This window comes from Streptomyces tatrensis (genome assembly GCF_049310065.1).
GTDB lineage: Bacteria > Actinomycetota > Actinomycetes > Streptomycetales > Streptomycetaceae > Streptomyces.
Window position 1 is genome coordinate 1,308,475 of record NZ_JBMDLB010000011.1, and the last position, 19,978, is coordinate 1,328,452.

The following is a 19,978-nucleotide window of genomic DNA, read 5'->3' on the forward strand; positions in this document are numbered from 1 at the left end:
CCGGGGGTGGTGGGCGGTACACGGGCACGGCGAAGGCGCCACGGTCCGGAGCGGCCTCGTTGCCGTCCGGCGCTGCGTGGCGCCGTAGATACATGGATAGGACACAGATAAGCATCCACAGGGGCATTGGCTCAACTCGGGCCGCTCCGGGTGGGCCATTGGCACAGGCGGGAGCGGTGATCTTCGCCCATGGGAAGGCCAACGGACCCGGGGCGGCGGGTCAGCCCCCGGAAGCGTGTTCCGTCGGAACGCACAGGACCGGGACCGGGGAGAGGTGCAGGAGCTTGTGCGGGGTGGATCCGAGCAGGGCGCCGCGGATCGGGCTGTCGCCCCAGCTCCCCACGATGATCACCCGGGCGTCGTGCCGTTCGGCGGCGTCGAGCAGCGCCTGGGCCGGTTTCGCGTCGGCCACCTCGACCGTGGACGGCACTCCCGCCTCGTCGGCGGCCTCCACCGCCCGGGAGAGCGCGCTGCGGCCTGCCTCGCGGACGGCCTCCTGGTGCGCGCGGTACTCCTCGCCGGTGGGACCCGGGGCCGCGGCCCCGTAGACGAGGACGAGCGGCTCGCCGAAGGCGGCGGCCACCTCCAGGGCCACGCGCAGGGCGCGCTCGGCTCCGGGGGACTCGTCGTACCCGAGGACGACGGACATCGGGGCTCCTCTGGTCTCGGCTCGGCTCGGCTTGCGTTCGGGGGTTCTGGGTTCTGGGTTCGGCGCTTCAGGGCTTCGGCACTTCGGGCTTACGGGGCTTCGTGGCCGCGTGGACGAGGGCCGGGTCGGCGACGCCGCGCCGCTCCTGCCAGAAGCGGCCGTCCCTGATCCGCCAGAAGCACATGACGAGCACGCCGACGACGGCGATGCCGATCCCGATGACCAGCGGCGGGCCGAGGCCGAACCAGGAGACGCCGCTCGCCGAGTTCTCCGGGTCGGACATGTCGGCGACGGACTGCACGAGCAGCCAGGCCAGCAGACCGGCGCCGAGCACCGGGCCGAGGCCGATCAGCAGGAAGTTGTGCACGCTCTCCAGCAGGTGGCGCCGGTAGTAGACGGCGCAGGCCAGGCCGGTGAGGGCGTAGTAGAAGGAGATCAGCAGGGAGAGGGCGGTCAGGGAGTCCAGGAGCGCGTTCTCGCTGATCTGGTTGACGGCGAGGTACCAGGCGATGGCGATGCCGGCCACCCACCAGGTGCTCACGTCCGGGGTCCGGAACCGGGGGTGGATGTGCGAGAGGTTCGGCGGCAGAGCGTGCCGGCGGGCCATGGACAGGGCCGTACGGGAGGCCGGGATGATCGTGGTCTGGGTGGAGGCGAGGGCGGAGGTGCAGACGGCGAGCAACACGATCCAGTCCCAGCCGCCCATGACCTCGTGCGCGAGGACCGCGAAGACGGCCTCCTCCTCGCCCGCGTTCTCGGAGAGGAACTTCGTCCCGGCGTAGCCGACGACCGCGAAGCCGACGGACAGGTACGTCACCAGCAGGACGACGGTGGACCAGATGCCGGCCTTGCCCGGTGCGGTGGCCGAGTTCTCGACCTCCTCGGTGAGGTTGACCGCCGACTCCCAGCCCCAGTAGATGAACACGCCGAGCAGCAGTCCGCCGGTGAGGGCGGCGCCGCCCGCGCCGAAGGGGTTGAGCCACTCGAGCGCGGGTCTGGTGCCGTCGAGGCTGCTGGTGCCCGCGTAGACCCGGTAGAGGGCGACGACGGCGAAGACCAGCAGGAAGAAGACCTGGGCGAGGATCAGGACGTCCTGGAGCCGGGCCGACATCTCGGTGCCGATGACGCAGACGGCCGTCATGGCCAGGATCACGACGACGGTGAGGCTCTGGCGCAGGGCCTCGTTCGCCGCCCAGCTGTCGAGTCCGGCGGCGAGCAGTCCGAAGTGCACGGCCACGTCGGCCAGCGAGCCGATGACGAGGACGCCGGTCATCGCGATGGCCCAGCCGCCGAGCCAGCCCGCCCAGGGGCCCATGGCGCGCGTCACCCAGGAGAAGGTGGTCCCGCAGTCCTGGTCGACCTTGTTGAGGTAGTAGAAGGCGGCGGCGATCAGCAGCATCGGGACGAAGGAGGCCAGCATGACGCCGGGCGCGTAGATGCCGGCGAGCGCGACGATCGGCCCGATGACCGCGGCCAGGGAGTAGGCGGGCGAGGTCGAGTTCAGGCCGATGACGAGCGCGTCGAGGAAGCCGATCGCATTGGCCTTGAGCCCGGGTTCCGCGTCCGCGCCGCCGGAGTCCGTGACGGCCCTCGCTCCCGGAAGCGGTTCCGGGCTCTCAGGGGGCACGCCGTCCGAGCCATCGTGGGCCATGTACGCATCGTCACGCAGACGGCGGCCGCGCGCGAGGCGGGGGGCTCGGCGGACGCGGCAGACGCGGCCGGGCGAGGGACTGCTACTGGGGCGGGCGTTCCGGTTCGGGGGCGGGTGTTCCCGGGGTCGGTGTTCCCGGGGTCGGTGTTCCCGCGGGCCGCGTGCCCCAGGGGCGGGAGTTCCAGCTCGCGATGACCGGCAGGCCGTGCTCCGTGGACAGTGCGCTGAAGGTGCCCGTCCGGAGCATGAAGAGCCGTCCGGCCTCGGGCGGCAGACCGAGGTAGCGGGCGGTCAGCACGCGCAGCAGGTGCCCGTGGGCGACCAGGACGACATTGCCCCGGCCTTCGCCCAGTACCCCGGCCACGCGGGCCAGCACCCGGTCCGCGCGGGCGCCGACCTGGGCGGCGTTCTCGCCGGGGTGCTCCGCGTCCCCGGGCGGTACGCCGTCGGTCCACAGGGACCAGGCGGGGCGCTCGCGCTGGATCTCCGCGGTGGTGACGCCCTCGTAGCCGCCGTAGTCCCACTCGTACAGGTCGGGGTCCGTGACGCCCCCGCTCAGGCCGGCGAGCTCGGCCGTGGCGGCGGCCCGGCGGAGCGGGCTGGTCAGCACCAGGGCCGGGTGCTTGTCCCGGAAGTACGGGAAGAGCGAGATGGCCTCTTCGACCCCGTGCGGGGTCAGCGGGACGTCGGTGCGCCCCGTGTGCCGTCCGGTCGCGCTCCAGGCGGTCTCGCCGTGCCTCACCAGCAGCAGGTCGCTCACCCTTCGGACCCTAGTCCCTGCGGCATCGGGGCGCAGTCCCTGAGGTGCCGCCGGTGTCCGCCGTACGTGGGGAAACCGCTGCGGAAATCGATGCGCAAGCGGTGCAAGTTGGCCGGCGGGGCCGCGCTCGCGAGGCTCGGGGCATGGACGACCAGGACGACACCCGGCTGGCGGCGGGTTTCGCGGCGGGCGACGAGGACTGCGTGGCGGCGGTCTACCGGCGCTGGCGGCCGCTGGTGCACGCGCTGGCCTCACGCTCGCTCGGCGACGAACGGGAGGCCGAGGACGTGACCCAGCAGGTCTTCCTCGCCGCGTGGCGGGGCCGCGGCGGGTACCGGCCCGGGCCGGGCGGCCTCGGGGCCTGGCTGACCGGCATCACCCGGCACAAGGTGGCCGACGCCCTGGAGGCCCGCACAAGGCGGGCCCGGGTGGTACGGGCCGCCGCGCGCGTCTGCGCACAGGGCCGGCCCGAACCGGAGCCCGGGCCGGAGCGTGCCGTGGAACGGGTGCTGCTGCTCGGTGAGTTGGCCCGGCTGCCGTCGGCGCAGCAGCGGGTGCTGCGGCTCGCCTTCTACGCGGACCTGACGCAGTCGCAGATCGCGGACCGCACCGGACTCCCGCTGGGCACCGTCAAGAGCCACATGCGGCGGGCCCTGCACGTCATGCGGCAGTCCCTGGAGCCGTCCCTGGAGCCGTCCCTGGAGTCCGGAGTGCCACAACCGATTCGATGACGGCCAGCCCCGATCGGAGCCCGAACAGCCGCTCGGCACGGGCTGGTTGGGCTGTGGCTCCGGCGCCCCAGCCGGGGCCGGCGAGCAGCAGCACCGAGTGACCGCGGGCGCCGCGCGGGCCCCACTCGATGCCCGCCACCGACCTGGCCAGCGCGGCGTCGGCCGTCGTACGGGACTGCGCCCACAGCACGACGGCCCGCGGACCCGTCCGCCGGACGGCCTCGCACAAGGCGTCGGCGGGCAGGGCGGCTCCGAACATCCTTACGGGCAGGGCCCGTTCACCGAGGGCGGCGGCCAGCGCCTCCATCGGGAGGCTGTGCTGCTCCCCAGGCGCGCACGCCAGCAGTACGGGCGGCGCCGGGAACGGCTCCGGGGCCCGCCGGATGCGGTGCAGGGCCGCGGAAACGTACCAGGACAGGAGGTGCTCCACCTCCACGTAACGCTCCCCGGACGAGGCCCACTTGCGGCCCACCGCGTGCAGGGTCGGCGCGATCACCTCCTCCCAGGCGGTGACCGGCCCCAGCTCGGCGAGCACGGCGGCCAGCAGGTCCTCCACGGCCGGCGCGTCCAGCCGTACGGCGGCCCGCGCGAGCCCCCTGCACTCCGGGCGGACGTCCCCGAGGCGCAGCGCTCGGGGCCCTCCGGGGGTCGTGGCGGCGGGATCGGCTGCGGCCGGGCCGTCCGGGGCGACTCCCCGGGCCACCCGGGCGGCTTCGGACGGGGGTGCGCCCTGGGCGCTGAGGCGGCACATCAGCTCCAGCCGGGCGATGTCCGCAGGGGTCCAGCGCCGGTGCCTGCCCTCTTCGCGGCGGTCCGGCCCGATGGCGTAGCGGCGCTCCCAGGAGCGCAGCGTGGTCGGGGAGACCCCGAGGCGCCGGGCGACGGCCCCGGTGCCGAGGGCGACGGGCGGTGGCGGGGTCTGGGGCGGGGTCTGGGCCTCGGCCTGGCCGTGGGGGTCCTGGGCCTGGGCCTGGGCCTGGGGCTGGGGCTGGGGCTGGGGCTGCGGGGTTTCGGGCTCCACCTCTCCACCGTACGGCGCGGCGGGCCGGTGCACGGTCACCCGGATCCCGGTCCCGTGCCGCGGCCCTCGCGGAAGCGGTCGAGGCCGTCGGCGAGGCCGACCACCGGGTCGGGGTAGTCGTATTGCGCCCGCTCCAGGCCGGGCAGCCGCCAGGGCTCGTGCACGCGCGGTGCGGGGAGTCCGGCCAGTTCGGGGACCCAGCGGTGGACGTAGCCGCCGTCGGGGTCGTAACGCAGGCCCTGACGGACCGGGTTGAGGACCCGGTTGGGTCGGGTGTCGGTGCCCGTGCCCGCCGCCCACTGCCAGTTGAGCTGGTTGTTGGCGAGGTCCCCGTCGACGAGGAGCTCCATGAAGTGGCGGGCTCCGACGCGCCAGTCGACGTACAGGGTCTTGGTGAGGAAGCTCGCGACCAGCAGTCGGCCGCGGTTGTGCATCCAGCCCTCGTGGACCAGTTGGCGCATGGCCGCGTCGACGATCGGGTAGCCGGTGCGGCCCTCCTTCCAGGCCAGCGTCTCCTCCTCGGCGGCGGGGCCGGTGCGCCAGTGGTCTCCGCGGTCCCGGTAGTCCGCGGCGGCGGCCCCGGGCCTGGCCGCGAGCACCTGGTGGTGGAAGTCGCGCCAGCACAACTGCCGTACGAAGGCCTCCGCTCCGGGGCCGCCGGCGGCGCGGGCCCGGTGGACGGCCTCGGTGGGCGAGAGCGTGCCGAAGTGCAGGTGCGGGGAGAGCCGGGAGGTGGCGTCGCCGGCCAGGTCGTCGTGGGTCTCGCCGTAGCGGTCGATGCCGGAGCGCAGCCACCGGGCGAGCAGCCGGCGCGCCTCGGACTCCCCGCCGGGGGCGAGGCCCGGGGAGGTGCCGGTGACGGCGGCGCGCTCGGGCAGGGGCTCGGAGCGGATCGCGTCGGGCACCGGGACGGTGCGGGGCGCGGGGGCGGCGGCCCGCAGGGGGTGCTCCGACCAGTGGCGGTGGTACGGGGTGAAGACGGCGAAGTGGTCGGATCCGGTGGACCCGGTGGGAGTGACGGCTCCGGGAGCCACCGCGGTGATCACCGCGTCGTGGACGTGGAACCTCCGCCCCTCGGCTTCGAGGGCTTCGCGCAGCCGCTGCTCACGGGCGTGGGCGTAGGCGCTGACCCCGGCCGCCATGTGCACTTCGTCGGCGTCGGCCTCCCGTACGAGGGCCATGGTCGCGGCGACCGGGTCGCCGGACCGTACGACGAGGCGGCCGCCGCGGGAGCGCAGCCCGGCGTCGAGGCCGGCGAGGCAGTCGGCGAGGAAGGCGAGCCGGTTGGGCGGGGCGGCGACCGCCGGGTCGCGCACGAAGAGGGGGACCACCTGCTCGGAAGAGGACAGGGCCGCCCGCAGCGGCGGATGGTCGTGCAGCCGGAGGTCGGAGGTGTAGAGGACCACCGCGACGTTCATCGGGTTCGCTCCGCGTGGGGGGGGGTGGGTACGGGCTGTCGTGAGGTACTTCGCTGCCGGAACACCTCCCGGATGCGGTGGCCCCCTCCCGGATGCGCCGGGCCCCCTCCCGGATGCGGTGGCGCCGCCGCGCGGTGCCCGGGGTGTCTACGAGGACACTTCCGGGCTCCGGCCGGCGGGCACGCGCAGGGACGCGTCCAGGAGGGTCATGAGCTGTGCGGTACGGCTCTTGCCGGCCGGTGCGAGCGGGTACCTGTTCAGGACGTCGATCAGGACGGGTGTGGCGCGTTGGCGGGCCTCCTCGATCAGCCGGAGCCCGACGGCGGCATCGTCGTCCGCGTTCAGTTCGCCGATGCGTGCCGCGCTCGCGGCGGCTCTCAGGATGTGTCCCACCTGGGTGGCCTTCGCGATCGGATGGAGGTAGGCCGCGGCGGCGGCGTCTCCCGCGGCGCGCGCGGCGAGCCGTGCGGCCTCCGTGGTCGCTTCCTTCGCCGCCCGGTGGGCGTCCAGGGAGGTGGTGCGTTGAAGGTTGGTCCTCCTGGCGCCGCTCGCGAAGTCCTGCGCGGCGTTGACGGCCGCACGGGGTCGAGGATCGCCGGGCACGGCTTCCTCGAACACGTGAAGAACGTCCTCAGCGCTCCCCAGAACGTAGTGCGCGACGACGCGCAGCTCGTCCATGGTCAGTTCGAAGTCCCCGGATCCGATCGTCACGGACCCGATTCTCCCGCACCCCCGTCGGAGGCGTCCGCGCGCTCCGCCGCGCGGGCGATGTTGCGGGCCATGCCGCCGAAGACGACGGCATGGAACGGTGACACGCTCCACCAGTACAGGTGGCCCAGCAGGCCGTGCGGATGGAACAGGGCCCGCTGGTGGTAGCGGGATCCGGTCTCCCCCGGGGACGGCGGGTCGGCGTGCAGTTCCAGCCAGGCCAGCCCCGGCAGCCGCATTTCGGCGCGCAGCCGCAGCAGCCGGCCCGGTTCGATCTCCTCGACCCGCCAGAAGTCCAGGGAGTCCCCGACCCGCAGCCGTGCCGCGTCCCGGCGGCCCCGCCGGATGCCGACTCCGCCGACGAGCCGGTCCAGCCAGCCCCGTACGGCCCAGGCCGGCGGGAAGGAGTACCAGCCGTTCTCCCCGCCGATGCCCTCCACCACCCGCCACAGTGCGGCCGTCGGGGCCCCGACGGCCAGCTCCCGGTGGTCGGTGTAGAGGCTGCCGCCAGCCCAGTCGGGGTCGGTGGGCAGCGGGTCGCTCGGCACGCCCGGGACGGAGGCGGAGGACCAGCGGGTGGTGACCTTGGCCTCGCGGATCCGCCGGAGGGCCAGCGCGAGGGCCTCGTCGAAGCCGATGGGCGCGCCCGGCGGGTCCGGGACGTGGACGGCGATGTCGCGCTCCGTGCACACCACCTCGTGCCGCAGGGATTCGGCGAGCGGCCGGGCCAGCGCCCTCGGCACGGGGGTGACCAGGCCGATCCAGTGGCTGGACAGCCTCGGGGTGAGCATCGGGACCCGCAGGATCAGGCGGGCGGGCAGCCGCGCGACGGCGGCGTAGCGGCGCATCATCTCCTCGTACGTGAGCACGTCGGGCCCGCCGATGTCGAAGGCCAGGTTCACCTCGGGCGGCATGCCGGCGCTGCCGACGAGGTAGCGCAGCACGTCGCGGACGGCGATGGGCTGGCAGCGGGTGCCGACCCAGCTGGGGGTGACCATGACGGGCAGCCGTTCGGTCAGGTAGCGCAGCATCTCGAAGGAGGCGGACCCGGACCCGATGACGACGGCGGCGCGCAGCACGGTCGCCGGGACGGCTCCGGCGAGGAAGATCTCCCCGACTTCGGCGCGGGAGCGCAGGTGCGGTGAGAGGGACCGGACGGGGATGTCCGCCGGGGTGAGGCCGCCGAGGTAGACGATGCGGCGGACACCGGCGGCGCGGGCCTCGTCCGCGAACGCCCGGGCGGCGTCCCGGTCGCGTTCCTCGAAGCCGGATCCGGTGCCCAGGGAGTGCACGAGGTAGTAGGCGACGTCGATGCCGGTCATCGCCCCGGCGAGGGACGAGGGGTCGGTGACGTCTCCCCGGACGATCTCGGCTTCGCCGGCCCAGGGATGGTCGCGCAGTTTCTCCGGGGCGCGGGCCAGGCAGCGGACTCGGTGCCCGGCGTCCAGGAGTTCCGGTACGAGGCGTCCGCCGATGTATCCGGTGGCCCCGGTGACCAGGCAGTTCTTGCCCGTCATGGCTGTCTCCGCTCCTCGCGCGCTGTTCCTTCGGTACCTCCGCCCCCTCCCTCCGATTCTCCGCGGCGCGCCGGATCGGATGCGGGATTCCCCCGTACGGCACATCCAAGACCCCCCTCGGCTCCGAAGAGGGGGTGACGGGGTGCCCCGGGTGACGGGGTGGAGAGGGAGGAACACGATGACCGAGCGAGGGGCGCCGCGCCCGCGGACGGCCGTGATCGGCGGGGGCGTGTCGGGGCTGACGGCGGCATACGTGCTGGCGCGCTCGCACGAGGTGACCCTGTACGAGGCGGACGACCGGCTGGGCGGGCACGCGCACACGCACGAGCTGAAGGGACCGGACGGGGTGGTCCGGGCGGTGGATTCGGGGTTCATCGTCCACAACGACCGCACCTACCCCCACCTGCTGCGGCTCTTCGGCGAGTTGGGGGTGGCCACCCGGCCGACGACGATGAGCCTGTCGGTCCGCTGCGAGGGGTGCGGGCTGGAGTACGCGGGTGCGCGCGGGCCGCGCGGCCTCTTCGCCCGCCGCCGGTCCGCCGTGAACCCGGAGTACCTGCGGATGCTGGCACGGATCCCGGCGTTCCACCGGGGGGCCAGGCGGCTGCTGGCCGCCGCCGACGCCCGCTCCGGGACCGGCGAGGCCGGCGACACCGGCGGGGCCGCCGCCGAGATCACCCTCGCCGAGTTCCTCGAACGGGGCCGCTTCGGGCCCTACTTCACCGCGCACTTCGCGATTCCCCTGGTGGCGTCGGTGTGGTCGTGCCCGCCGGACACGGCGCTCGGCTACCCGGCCCGGTACCTGTTCCGGTTCCTGGAGCACCACGGCATGCTGTCGGTCGGCGGCTCGCCGAACTGGCGCACGGTCGAGGGCGGCTCGGCGCGCTACGTGGAGCGGGTCCGCGAACGGCTGGACGCCGTGTACCTCGCGACCCCGGTGCGGGCCCTCGCGCGCACCCCGCAGGGCGTGTCGGTCACCACCGCCGGCGGTGCCACCGCCCTCTACGACGGGGTGGTCGTCGCCGTCCACGCCGATCAGGCGCTGCGCCTGCTCGCCGATCCGACGGAGGCGGAACGCACCGCGCTCGGCGCCTTCCGCTACTCCCGCAACCGGACCCTGCTGCACACCGACACCTCGGTGCTGCCGCGCACGCCCGGCGCCCGGGGCTGCTGGAACTACCGGCTGTCGGGATGCCGGCCGGCCGACGCGCACGTACGGGTCAGCTACGACATGAACCGGCTCCAGGGGCTGGACGGGCCGGAGCCGTACGTGGTCACGCTGAACGCGGACGGGGCGGTGCGGCCGGAGCTGGTCCTGGCCGAGATGGAGTACGAACACCCGGTCTACACGACGGAGTCGGTGGCCGCCCAGCGGCTCCTGCCCGCGCTGTCGGGGCCGGTCACGGCCTTCGCCGGCGCCTACCACGGGTGGGGGTTCCACGAGGACGGTTGCCGCTCGGGCGTGGAGGCGGCCGCCGCACTGGGGGTGACGTGGTGAACCACGGCCCGCCGGGGCCCGGCTCGATGGAGCCCGGCCCCATCAAGGTCGGCCCGACCGAGCCCGGCCCGTCGAAGGCCCGCCCGATGGAGCCCGGCCCCATCGAGCCCGGCCCGGCCGAGCCCCGCCCGATGGAGCCCCGCCTCTATCTGGCCGACATCCGGCACGTCCGGTCGGGCGGGAGCCGCTACCGGCTGCGGCACCGCACGTACCTGTGGCTGGTGGACCTCGACCGGCTCCCGCGCCTCCCCCGGCCGTTGCGGCCGCTCGCCCGCTTCGAGGCGCGCGACCACTTCGGCGGCGGCGTCCCCTCGATCCGGGCCGGACTGGACGCGTTCCTCGCGGCGCGCGACGCCGGACTCCCCCCGGGGTCAAGGGTGTTGATGCTGGCGCACGCCCGGGTGCTCGGCCACGTCTTCAACCCGCTGACCGTGTACTGGTGCCACGGCCCGGACGGCTCCCTGCGCCAGGTGGTGGCCGAGGTGCACAACACGTACGGCGAACGGCACTGCTACCTGCTCCCTCCGGAGACCGCCCTGGCCGACCCGGGCGGCCGGAGCGACCGGAGCGACCGCGGTGACCGCGGTGACCTCGACGTGTCCCCGGTCCCCAAGGAGTTCTACGTCTCCCCCTTCCTCGCGGTGGAGGGCGCCTACCGCATGCAGCTGCCCGAGCCGGGCGACCACCTCGCACTGACCGTCCGGCTCGCCGGCGGTACGGACGGCGCCCGCCTGACCGCGACCGTCCGCGGCGAACGCCGCCCCGCCGGCGCCCGCGGACTGCTGCGCGCCGCGCTGCGCAGGCCCTGGTCCACCGCCGCCGTCAGCGTCGGCATCCGTTTCCACGGCGTCCGGCTGTGGCTGCGCGGCCTGCCGGTCCGGCCGCGTCCCCGCCACGTACCCCAGGAGGGCCTGAAGTGAGCACGTCGACCACCACCACCGCCACCGCCCCGGCCGTGCCGCCCTGCTCCCGGGCCAGGGCCGCCGTCGGACGGCTGCTGATCCGCCGGGCCCTGGACCGGTTGCCGCTCCAGGTCCGGATGGGCCCCGACGGGACCCTGGGACGGGGCGGCCCGGCGATGGCGGTGTACGACCCGGACGCCTTCGAACGCCGGATCGCGGCCGAGGGGCTGATCGGCTTCGGCGAGTCCTACCTGGCCGGGGAGTGGGACGCGCGCGACCCGGTCGCCGTCCTGACGGTGCTGGCCGGGCACGTGACGGGGCTGGTCCCGGCTCCGCTCCAGCGGCTGCGCGGCCTGTGGGCCTCCCGGCACCCGGCTTCGGAACGCAACACCCCGGACGGTTCCCGGACGAACATCCAGCGCCACTACGACCTGTCGAACGAGCTCTTCGCGGAGTTCCTCGATCCGACGATGACCTACTCCTCGGCGGTGTTCCGCTCCCTGCCCGCGGGCCGGGAGCAGCTCGGCGAGGCCCAGCACCGCAAGATCGACATGCTGCTGGACCTGGTGGAGGCCGGTCCCGGCACCCGGCTGCTGGAGATCGGTACGGGCTGGGGCGAGCTGGCCGTACGGGCCGCCCGGCGCGGTGCGCACGTGGTCACCCTCACCCTCTCGCGGGAGCAGCGGGAGCTGGCCCTGCGCCGGATCGCGGCCGCGGGGCTGTCCGACCGGGTCGAGGTGCGGCTGTGCGACTACCGGGAGGCCGAGGGGAGCTACGACGCGATCGTGAGCGTCGAGATGATCGAGGCGGTCGGCGCCGAGTACTGGCCGGTGTACTTCGCCACGCTGGACCGGCTGCTGGCGCCCGGCGGGCGGGTCGCGCTCCAGGCGATCACCATGCCGCACGAGCGGATGCTCGCCACCAGGGACACGTACACCTGGATCCACAAGTACATCTTCCCCGGCGGGATGCTGCCGTCCGTGCGGGTGGTGGAGGAGATGGCGCGTGCGCACACCGGGCTGCGCGTGACCCGCTCCGAGGCCTACGGGGCGCACTACGCGCAGACGCTGCGCCTGTGGCGGGAGCGCTTCGCGGAGCGGGCCGACCGGGTGGCGGAGCTGGGCTTCGACGCGACGTTCCGGCGGATGTGGACCTTCTACCTGGCGTACTGCGAAGCCGGTTTCGCCTCGGGCTACCTGGACGTGCACCAGTTCCTGCTGACGCGCACGACCTCTGAGGGGCTCGCGGCGGGCGGTGGTCCCCGGTGAACTGGGGCGCCTTCGGGCTCAACCTGGCCGTCTCGGCGGGAGCGGCCCTCGCCGTCATGTTGGCCGCCTTCGCCGTCGGGGTCCGGCTGCGCATGCACCGCGTGGTGGACGTGGCCTGGGGCCTGGGCTTCGTCGCCGTCTCGGTGGCCACGTACGCGCTGTCGGGCGGCCGGGCACCCGCTGCCGGCGGTCCTGGCGGTGCTGTGGGGCCTGCGGCTGGCCGCGCACATCGCCTGGCGGGGCCGGGGACACGGCGAGGACCCGCGCTACGAGCGGATGCTCGCCAAGGCCCCGGGCAACCGGAACCTGTACGCGCTGCGCATGGTCCACCTGCTCCAGGCGGCCCTGGTCTGGCTGATCTCGCTGCCCGTGCAGGCGGCGGCGTACGCGACCGGGCGCCCCGGAGCCCTGGCGGTGGCGGGTACCGCGCTGTGGCTGTGCGGGCTGCTCTTCGAGGCGGTCGGCGACCACCAGCTGGCCCGGTTCAAGGCCGATCCCGCGAACCGGGGACGGATCATGGACCGGGGCCTGTGGTCCTGGACCCGGCACCCGAACTACTTCGGCGACTTCTGCGTGTGGTGGGGGCTGTCGCTGACCGCCTGGACCTCGGGCGGAGCGGTGGCGGTGTCGGTGGTCTCCCCGCTCGCGATGTCGTACCTGCTGATCGGCGGCAGCGGGAAACGGCTGCTGGAGCGGCACATGGCGGACCGCCCCGGCTACGCCGCGTACCGCGCCCGCACCAGCGGCTTCCTGCCCCGGCCGCCCCGCCGGTCGCGGCACCACCGCAGGTCAGACCGGGTTTGATCCGGACGCATTGGTACAGTCGCGGCATGGCGGTGGACGAGCTCGACACACGGATCCTGCGCCTGCTGATCGAGCAGCCGCGCACCAGTGTCCGGGAGTACGCCCGGATCCTCGGCGTCGCGCGCGGCACCCTCCAGGCCCGGCTGGACCGGCTGGAGCGCACCGGGGTGATCACCGGGACCGGGCCGGTCCTCTCCCCCGCCGCGCTCGGGCATCCCGTCCTGGCGTTCGTGCACATCGAGGTCACCCAGGGGCACCTGGACGAGGTCGGCGACGCGCTGGCCTCCGTACCGGAGATCATCGAGGCCTTCTCCATCACCGGCGGCGGGGACCTGCTGACCCGGGTGGCCGCGCGGGACAACGCGCACCTCGAGGACGTCATCCAGCGGCTGATCCGGCTGCCCGGCGTGGTGCGCACCCGGACCGAGGTCGCGCTGCGCGAGCGGGTGCCGCACCGGCTCCTCCCCCTGGTCGAGTCCGTGGGTCGAGCAGCGCGCAAACCCTGACAAGATGGTCGGGACAGGTATGAGGCAGGCACCGGCAGGACCGGGCACCGGCAGGACGGGCACTACGGATGATCTCCGTCATATTCGATCTCGACGGCACCCTCGTGGACAGCGAGCCGAACTACTACGAGTCCGGGCGGCGCACGCTGGAGCGCCACGGGGTCCCCGATTTCACCTGGGAGCAGCATTCCCGGTACATCGGCATCGGCACCCTGGAAACCCTGGAGATCCTCCGGGACGAGTACGGGATCCCGGCCCCGGTGGAGCAGCTGCTCGCCGAGCAGAACGCCGCCTACCTGGAGCTCGCCCGGACCCACACCGAGGCCTACCCCGAGATGCGCGCCTTCGTACGGCGGCTGCACTCCGAGGGCGTCCCGATGGCGGTGGCCTCCGGCTCCTCGCGCGAGGCGATCGACGCGGTCCTGACGGGCACCGGGCTGGACGCGCTGCTGACCACGGTGGTGTCCGCCGAGGAGGTCGCGCAGGGCAAGCCCGCCCCGGACGTGTTCCTGGAGGCGGCGCGCCGGCTGGGCGCGGACCCCGCCGACTGCGTGGTCGTCGAGGACGCGGCCCCGGGCGCCCTGGCCGCGCAGGCCGCGGGCATGCGGTGCGTGGCCGTCCCGTACGTGGCGGCCACCGCCGACGACCCGGCCTTCGCGGCGGCCGGGCTCCTCTTCCCCTCCGGGCAGACGGAGTTCAGCGCGGAGAGCGCCTACACCTGGCTCACGGCGGCCCGGGCGGCCTGAGCCGCCGGACGCCCTGACCGGATGCTCTGGCGTCCTGCGGGCGGCGCTGTCACCATGCCGGGGTGACCGCCACCCTGCTGCCCCCGGGCTCCGAGCGCGGACCGCGCCGCTGGCCCCTGCTGGGGAACCTCCCCGCCTTCGCCCGCGATCCGCTGGCCTTCTTCGAGTCGCTGCGCGACGAGTACGGGGACTGGGTGCCCTGGGCGCTCGGCCCGCAGCGCAACGTCCTGGTCTCGCGGCCGGAGCACGCGGGCGAGCTGCTCGGCGCCGTGGAGTCCACCTTCAGTCCGACCGAACTGGGCTGGGCCTTCCGCCAGTTGCTCGGGAACGGGGTGGTCGTGGCCACCGGCGAGGACTGGCGGCGCAAGCGCGCACTGGTCCAGCCCTCGGTGCGCCCGCGCCAAGTGCGCGCGTACGCGGGCACGATGGTGGAGTGCAGCGACGCACTGGTATCCGGCTGGAGCGACGGCGCGCGGATCGACGTGCACCGGGAGATGGCCGGGCTCACCCAACGCATCGCGGTGCGGACCCTGTTCGGGAGCGACGCGGCCGGCCGGGAGGCGCCGATCAGCGCCGCCATGGCCACCGCTCAGCGCGAACTCAGCGCCGAGTTCCGGGGCGTGACCATGTTCCTGCCGCCCTGGGTGCAGACGCCCGGCCGGCGCCGGATGCGGGCGGCGGTGGACGTCCTCGACCGCGAGATCGAGCACGTCATCCAGGAGCACGAGGCGGCCTCGGCGGCCGGCGAGGAGCGGGACGACCTGCTCAGCAGGCTCCTGGCCGCCCGCGACGAGGACGGCGGGCCGCTGTCGCGCACGGAGCTGCGGGACGAGTCGATCACCCTGTACATCGGCGGCCACGAGACCACGTCGACCACCCTGACCTGGGCCTGGCAGCTGCTCTCGGGGGCACCGGAGGCACGCGCACGGCTGACGGAGGAGCTGGACCGGGTGCTCGGCGGGCGGCTGCCGACGTACGAGGACTACGCGCGGCTGCCCTGGACCCAGCAGGTGGTCAAGGAGGCGCTGCGGATCTACCCGCCGATCTGGCTGATCTCCGCGGTGGCGAGGGAGGGTGCCACCCTCGGCGGGCGTCCGGTACCGGCCGGGCTGTCGGTGTGGACCAGCCCCTGGTCGATGCACCGGGACGAGCGCTGGTTTCCGGAGCCGGAGGCCTTCCGCCCCGAGCGGTGGGATGCGGGCGCCGCTCACCAGATCCCGGAACACGCCTGGTTCCCCTTCGGCGGCGGCCCGCGTGCCTGTCTGGGGGCCCGCTTCGCCCTCGTCGAGGCCGCCCTCGTCCTGGCCGTCGTGGCCCAGCGCTTCCACCTTGACAGCGGTCCGACCCGCGCGGGGGTCCTCCCGGGGCTCACCCTCCAGCCCAGGGACCAGGTCCTGGCCACGCTCCGCGCGCACCGGCCCTGACGGCCGCGTCCTGGCGGAGAGAGCCGGGCTCTGACGGAGAGAGCCGCGTCCCGACGGGAGCGGGCCGGGCCCCGCCGGCGAGAGCCGCGTCCCGACGGGAGAGATCGCCATCCCAGGGGGCGAGACGCCATTGACCCGGCTCGGGCGAATGGCTAAGTTTCGCCGCATGTTGCGTCCCGTCATGCTCACCACGCGCGGTCACATCGACCTGCTGCGGGTGGCCTCCGCCGCGTGTTGTCGCGGCTGCTGACGCCCTTTTACCTGTGGCACGAGCGCTCCGCGCTCTCCTTTCGCACGCCCTGAGTCTCCGATCCCCCGAGCCTCTGATCTCCTGAGCCGCCGATCCCCCGGAGTCCCGGACCCTCCGTGGCTCCGGTCTCGTGCTGCTCCGGTCTTCCGCGGCCCCGGTTCTCCGAGCTCCGCGGCCCCTGAACTCCGCCTCCGTACGGGCGTGGGGGCCGATGGGTGTGCGCTTCCCCCTGCCTCGCCCCGCCCCCTCCCCTTCCGTGGAGCACCCATGACCCTCACCAGCCATGCGCGGCCGGACATATCGGTTAAAGCACCATCTGCGTCTTCGGCCGGCGTCGCCCCCGCGCTCGTACCGGTCGTGCCCGCCTCGGCGAAACGGCGCTCCCCGCCCCGCTGGGCGCGGCGCACCATCGGACCGCTCCTGCTGCTCGCCGCCTGGCAACTGGCGAGCAGCTTGGGCTGGTTGCCGGCCGATGCGCTCGCTCCGCCCTCGACCATCGCGAGCGCCGCGGCCGGCCTGATCGCGGACGGCACCCTGCCCGCCGCGATGGGGGTGTCGCTCCAGCGCGTGGCGATCGGTCTCGTCCTGGGCGGGACGGTCGGGACGGTGCTGGCGCTGCTGTCCGGGCTCTCCCGGCTGGGCGAGGACCTGATCGACGCGAGCGTGCAGATGCTGCGCACGGCGCCCTGGGTGGGTCTCATCCCGCTGTTCATCATCTGGATGGGCATCGGGGAGGCCCCGAAGGTGGCGCTCATCGCCCTCGGCACGGCCTTCCACCTGTACCTGAACGTGTACGCCGGGATCCGCGGGGTGGACGAGCAACTCATCGAAGCGGGCGGGGCCTTGGGGTTGGGCCGTTGGGGTCTGGTACGGCACGTGGTGCTGCCGGGCGCGCTGCCCGGGTTCATGACCGGGCTGCGGTACTCGCTGGCCACCGGCTGGCTGGCCCTGGTGTTCGGGGAGTCCATCAACGCCGACGCCGGAATCGGGTTCCTGATGAACCAGGCCCGCGAGTTCTTCCGCACCGACGTCATCGTCGTCTGCCTCGTGGTCTACGCCTTCCTCGGCCTCACGGCCGACCTCATCGTCCGCGCTCTCGAAAGGCTGCTGCTGCAATGGCGACCGACCTTCACCGGCCAGTGACCGCCGCCGTCACCACCGTCACCACGGCCGCCGCCACCGTCACCGCCACGGCGGACCCGGCCGATGCCGCCGTACGGGTCCGGGGGTTGACCCGGTCCTTCGACGGCCGGGCCGTCATCGACGGACTCGATCTGACCTTGCGGGCGGGGCAGTTCACCGTGCTCCTCGGCCGCAGCGGCTGCGGGAAGTCCACGCTGCTGCGCGTGCTCGCCGGCCTGGACCGGGAGGTCGAGGGCGAGGTCCTGGTGCCCGAGCGCCGGGCGGTGGCCTTCCAGGCTCCCCGCCTGATGCCGTGGAAGAAGGTCTGGCGCAACGTGCTGCTCGGCCTGCCCGGGCGCCCCGAACGCGACCGTGCGGAGCGCGCGTTGGCGGAGGTCGGGCTGGAACACCGCACCGACGCCTGGCCGAAGACCCTGTCCGGCGGCGAGGCGCAGCGGGCCTCCCTGGCCCGGGCCCTGGTCCGCGAGCCCGATCTGCTGCTGCTGGACGAGCCGTTCGGCGCGCTCGACGCGCTGACCCGGATCAACGCCCAGCGACTGGTGGCCGAGTTGTGGCAGCGGCGCGGCTGCGCGGTGCTGCTGGTCACGCACGACGTCGACGAGGCGGTGCTGCTGGCCGACCGCGTGCTCGTGATGGACGAGGGCCGCATCGCCTACGACACCGAGGTGCCGCTGGAGCGGCCGCGCCCGGTCGGCGACCCCGGTTTCGCCGCATGGCGCGCCCGGCTGCTGGCCGAGCTCGGCGCCGGCTGAGCTGCCGATCGGCCCCTCTGCTTCCCCTGCCCTGATTCCCGTACGAGAGATCGAAGAGAAGCGACATGAGACGTCACACCCTGCCCCTGCTCGCCACGCTGCTTCCGCTGTCGCTGGTCCTGACCGCCTGCGGCGGCAGCTCGGCCGCCGACACCGGTACCGGCGCGAAGGACGGCGCCAAGAGCGGCGCCAAGGTCACCCTCAACGTGGGTGACCAGAAGGGCGGTTACGAGTCGCTGCTGCGGGCCGCCGGTGAACTGGAGAAGATCGACTACGAGATCAAGTGGTCCACCTTCACCTCCGGTCCCCCGCTGCTGGAGGCCGTCAACGCCAAGGCCGTCGACATCGGCGGCGTCGGCAACACCCCGCCGGTGTTCGCCGCCGCGGCCAAGTCGAAGATCACGGTGGTGGGCGCCTCCCACGGCTCCTCCGCCGGCGAGGCGATCCTCGTACCCAAGGGCTCCACCCTCCAGACCCCCGCCGAGCTGCGCGGCAAGAAGATCGCGGTGGCGCAGGGCAGTTCGGCCCACTTCCAGCTGATCGCGAGCCTCCAGCAGGCCGGCCTGACCCCGGCCGACGTACAGATCACCCTGCTCCAGCCCGCCGACGCACTGGCCGCCTTCAACAGCGGCAAGGTCGACGCCTGGGCGGTCTGGGACCCGTACACCTCCCAGGTGCTGCGCTCCGGCGCCCGCATCCTGACCAGCGGCGAGGGGGTCGTCAACGGGCTCTCCTTCCAGGTGGCGGCGCCCGGCGCGCTGGCGGACGAGGGCAAGGGGAAGGCCATCGGGGACTTCCTCCAGCGCCTCCAGCGGGCCCAGGACTGGGTGTTCAAGCACCCGGAGGAGTGGGCCAAGGTCTGGTCGAAGGAGACCGGGCTGCCGTACGAGGTGGCCTTCGACGCGGTGAAGCGGAGCACCGGCACCCGGGTGCCGGTGGCCGTGGACGATGCGGCCGTGGCCTCCGAGCAGAAGATCGCCGACACCTTCACCGAGCTGAAGCTGATCCCGGGCAAGGTCGTCTTCAAGGACTTCGTGGACACCCGTTTCAACGGGAACCTGCCGCCCTCCACCACCCCCGCGCGCACGTACGGGAAGGACTCCTGATGACGGTACGACTGCACTGGTTCCTGCCGACCGGAGGCGACGGCCGCACCCTCGTCGACCGGCACGCCTACGCCAACAACCATGCCGCCGCCGGGGTGCGCGAGCCCGACATCGAGTAGTCGCGGCAATCCGGAAGGCGGCCGAGCGGCTCGGCTTCGAGGCGGTGCTGACCCCGACCGGCACCTGGTGCGAGGACGCCTGGCTGACGACGGTGGCGCTCGCGCAGCACACCGAGCGGCTGAAGTTCCTGGTGGCCTTCCGGCCGGGGGCGATCTCGCCGACCCTGGCCGCGCAGATGGCGGCCACGTACCAGCGGATCACGCGCGGCCGGCTGCTGCTCAACGTGGTGACGGGCGGCGACTCGGCGGAGCAGCGGCGCTTCGGCGACCACCTCGGGCACGATCTGCGCTACGCACGGACGGCCGAGTTCCTCTCGGTCGTACGGGGTGTCTGGGGCGGGCAGCCCTTCGACTTCCACGGCGAGCACTACCGGATCGACGGCGGACTGACGGCGCTGCCGCCCGACCCGCTGCCGGAGATCTTCTTCGGCGGGTCCTCGGCCGCGGCGGGTCCGGTGGCCGCCGAGCACGCGGACGTGTACCTGACGTGGGGCGAGCGGCCGCAGGAGGTGAAGGAGAAGATCGACTGGATCCGTTCGCTGGCCGAGGAGCGGGGCCGGACGGTGAAGTTCGGCATCCGGCTGCACACCATCTCCCGGGATTCGGCGAAGGAGGCCTGGGCGGCGGCGGACCGGCTGCTCGGGGACCTGGACGACGCGTCCATCGCCACGGCGCAGGCGGCGCTGGGCGCGAGCGAGTCGGTCGGCCAGCAGCGGATGCTGGCCCTGCACGGCGGCTCGCGCGACAAGCTGGAGATCTCCCCGAACCTGTGGGCCGGGGTCGGGCTGGTGCGCGGCGGCGCCGGCACCGCCCTGGTCGGCAGCCACGGGGACGTGGCGGACCGGATCGAGGAGTACCACGCGCTCGGGATCGAGAACTTCGTGCTGTCGGGCTACCCGCACCTGGAGGAGGCCTACTGGTTCGGCGAGGGGGTGACTCCGGAGCTCGCGGCGCGCGGCCTGCTCGCGCGCTGAGGCCGGGACCGGCGGGTCCGGGACCGGCGGG

18 protein-coding genes and 2 pseudogenes are annotated in these 19,978 nt (G+C 74.0%); 13 read left to right on the forward strand and 7 right to left on the reverse strand.

The features are described from left to right. Nucleotides 1–220: 220 nt before the first annotated feature. From ACODT5_RS21490 to ACODT5_RS21500, 3 genes are all read right to left on the reverse strand, one after another. Nucleotides 221–649: a universal stress protein gene (locus tag ACODT5_RS21490; protein WP_422520942.1), complete on the reverse strand. Its 429-nt coding sequence runs from the start codon at nucleotides 647–649 to the stop codon at nucleotides 221–223. A 67-nt stretch (nucleotides 650–716) separates the two neighbouring features. Continuing rightward, nucleotides 717–2,300, reverse strand: a complete 1,584-nt coding sequence (locus ACODT5_RS21495) for an APC family permease (protein ID WP_422520943.1) — start codon at nucleotides 2,298–2,300, stop codon at nucleotides 717–719. Between the two features lie 82 nt (nucleotides 2,301–2,382). Next, nucleotides 2,383–3,060, reverse strand: a complete 678-nt coding sequence (locus tag ACODT5_RS21500; protein WP_422520944.1) for a histidine phosphatase family protein — start codon at nucleotides 3,058–3,060, stop codon at nucleotides 2,383–2,385. A 143-nt stretch (nucleotides 3,061–3,203) separates the two neighbouring features. Here ACODT5_RS21500 and ACODT5_RS21505 point away from each other — a divergent pair, with 143 nt between their 5' ends. Beyond that, the gene (locus tag ACODT5_RS21505) at nucleotides 3,204–3,791 is read left to right on the forward strand and encodes an RNA polymerase sigma factor (protein ID WP_422520945.1); all 588 of its coding nucleotides are present in this window, start codon (nucleotides 3,204–3,206) and stop codon (nucleotides 3,789–3,791) included. On the opposite strand, the gene ACODT5_RS21510 is transcribed toward ACODT5_RS21505, so the two are convergent. The 4 genes from ACODT5_RS21510 to ACODT5_RS21525 all read right to left on the reverse strand — a co-directional run bounded on the left by ACODT5_RS21510 (nucleotide 3,721) and on the right by ACODT5_RS21525 (nucleotide 8,455). Further along, nucleotides 3,721–4,812 carry a MerR family transcriptional regulator gene (locus tag ACODT5_RS21510; RefSeq protein WP_422520946.1) on the reverse strand — a complete coding sequence of 364 codons (1,092 nt, stop codon included), beginning with the start codon at nucleotides 4,810–4,812 and terminating at the stop codon, nucleotides 3,721–3,723. The two genes, ACODT5_RS21505 and ACODT5_RS21510, sit on opposite strands and share 71 nt — an antisense overlap. Nucleotides 4,813–4,847: 35 nt before the next feature. After that, on the reverse strand, nucleotides 4,848–6,230 hold the full coding sequence (locus tag ACODT5_RS21515) for a cryptochrome/photolyase family protein (RefSeq protein WP_422520947.1): 1,383 nt from the start codon (nucleotides 6,228–6,230) through the stop codon (nucleotides 4,848–4,850). A 147-nt stretch (nucleotides 6,231–6,377) separates the two neighbouring features. Next, nucleotides 6,378–6,941, reverse strand: coding sequence for a putative immunity protein (locus ACODT5_RS21520; RefSeq protein WP_422520948.1), 564 nt, complete (start codon nucleotides 6,939–6,941; stop codon nucleotides 6,378–6,380). Next, the gene (locus ACODT5_RS21525; RefSeq protein ID WP_422520949.1) at nucleotides 6,938–8,455 is read right to left on the reverse strand and encodes an SDR family oxidoreductase; all 1,518 of its coding nucleotides are present in this window, start codon (nucleotides 8,453–8,455) and stop codon (nucleotides 6,938–6,940) included. Before ACODT5_RS21525 ends, ACODT5_RS21520 begins: the two co-directional genes overlap by 4 nt. A gap of 178 nt (nucleotides 8,456–8,633) precedes the next feature. Between ACODT5_RS21525 and ACODT5_RS21530 the strand changes: the two genes are divergently transcribed. From ACODT5_RS21530 to ACODT5_RS21585, 12 genes and pseudogenes are all read left to right on the forward strand, one after another. Next, nucleotides 8,634–9,953 carry an NAD(P)/FAD-dependent oxidoreductase gene (locus tag ACODT5_RS21530; protein ID WP_422520950.1) on the forward strand — a complete coding sequence of 440 codons (1,320 nt, stop codon included), beginning with the start codon at nucleotides 8,634–8,636 and terminating at the stop codon, nucleotides 9,951–9,953. Between the two features lie 86 nt (nucleotides 9,954–10,039). After that, nucleotides 10,040–10,873, forward strand: coding sequence for a DUF1365 domain-containing protein (locus tag ACODT5_RS21535; protein WP_422524986.1), 834 nt, complete (start codon nucleotides 10,040–10,042; stop codon nucleotides 10,871–10,873). Then, entirely contained in the window at nucleotides 10,870–12,123 is a 1,254-nt protein-coding gene (locus ACODT5_RS21540) for a class I SAM-dependent methyltransferase (RefSeq protein WP_422520951.1), read from the forward strand. The genes ACODT5_RS21535 and ACODT5_RS21540 overlap by 4 nt, the downstream gene beginning before the upstream one ends. A gap of 56 nt (nucleotides 12,124–12,179) precedes the next feature. After that, a pseudogene (locus tag ACODT5_RS21545) lies at nucleotides 12,180–12,927 on the forward strand (DUF1295 domain-containing protein). A 26-nt stretch (nucleotides 12,928–12,953) separates the two neighbouring features. Beyond that, nucleotides 12,954–13,433, forward strand: coding sequence for an Lrp/AsnC family transcriptional regulator (locus ACODT5_RS21550; RefSeq protein WP_385373440.1), 480 nt, complete (start codon nucleotides 12,954–12,956; stop codon nucleotides 13,431–13,433). A gap of 68 nt (nucleotides 13,434–13,501) precedes the next feature. Beyond that, nucleotides 13,502–14,179 (forward strand): HAD family hydrolase, encoded by a 678-nt coding sequence (locus tag ACODT5_RS21555; protein ID WP_422520952.1) that lies wholly within the window; start codon nucleotides 13,502–13,504, stop codon nucleotides 14,177–14,179. A gap of 62 nt (nucleotides 14,180–14,241) precedes the next feature. After that, complete coding sequence (locus ACODT5_RS21560) at nucleotides 14,242–15,603, forward strand: cytochrome P450 (protein WP_422520953.1); 1,362 nt, start codon at nucleotides 14,242–14,244, stop codon at nucleotides 15,601–15,603. 166 nt (nucleotides 15,604–15,769) lie between these two features. Continuing rightward, a complete protein-coding gene (locus ACODT5_RS21565; RefSeq protein ID WP_351303160.1) occupies nucleotides 15,770–15,853 on the forward strand; it encodes a putative leader peptide in 84 nt (27 codons plus the stop codon). A gap of 267 nt (nucleotides 15,854–16,120) precedes the next feature. Beyond that, nucleotides 16,121–16,996 carry an ABC transporter permease gene (locus ACODT5_RS21570; RefSeq protein WP_422520954.1) on the forward strand — a complete coding sequence of 292 codons (876 nt, stop codon included), beginning with the start codon at nucleotides 16,121–16,123 and terminating at the stop codon, nucleotides 16,994–16,996. Then, nucleotides 16,969–17,748: an ABC transporter ATP-binding protein gene (locus ACODT5_RS21575; protein WP_422520955.1), complete on the forward strand. Its 780-nt coding sequence runs from the start codon at nucleotides 16,969–16,971 to the stop codon at nucleotides 17,746–17,748. Before ACODT5_RS21570 ends, ACODT5_RS21575 begins: the two co-directional genes overlap by 28 nt. A gap of 65 nt (nucleotides 17,749–17,813) precedes the next feature. Then, on the forward strand, nucleotides 17,814–18,854 hold the full coding sequence (locus ACODT5_RS21580; RefSeq protein ID WP_422520956.1) for an ABC transporter substrate-binding protein: 1,041 nt from the start codon (nucleotides 17,814–17,816) through the stop codon (nucleotides 18,852–18,854). Continuing rightward, nucleotides 18,854–19,941 (forward strand): annotated as a pseudogene (locus ACODT5_RS21585) (LLM class flavin-dependent oxidoreductase); the annotation flags it as partial. The gene ACODT5_RS21580 and the pseudogene ACODT5_RS21585, both read left to right, overlap by 1 nt. Between the last annotated feature and the right edge of the window lie 37 nt (nucleotides 19,942–19,978).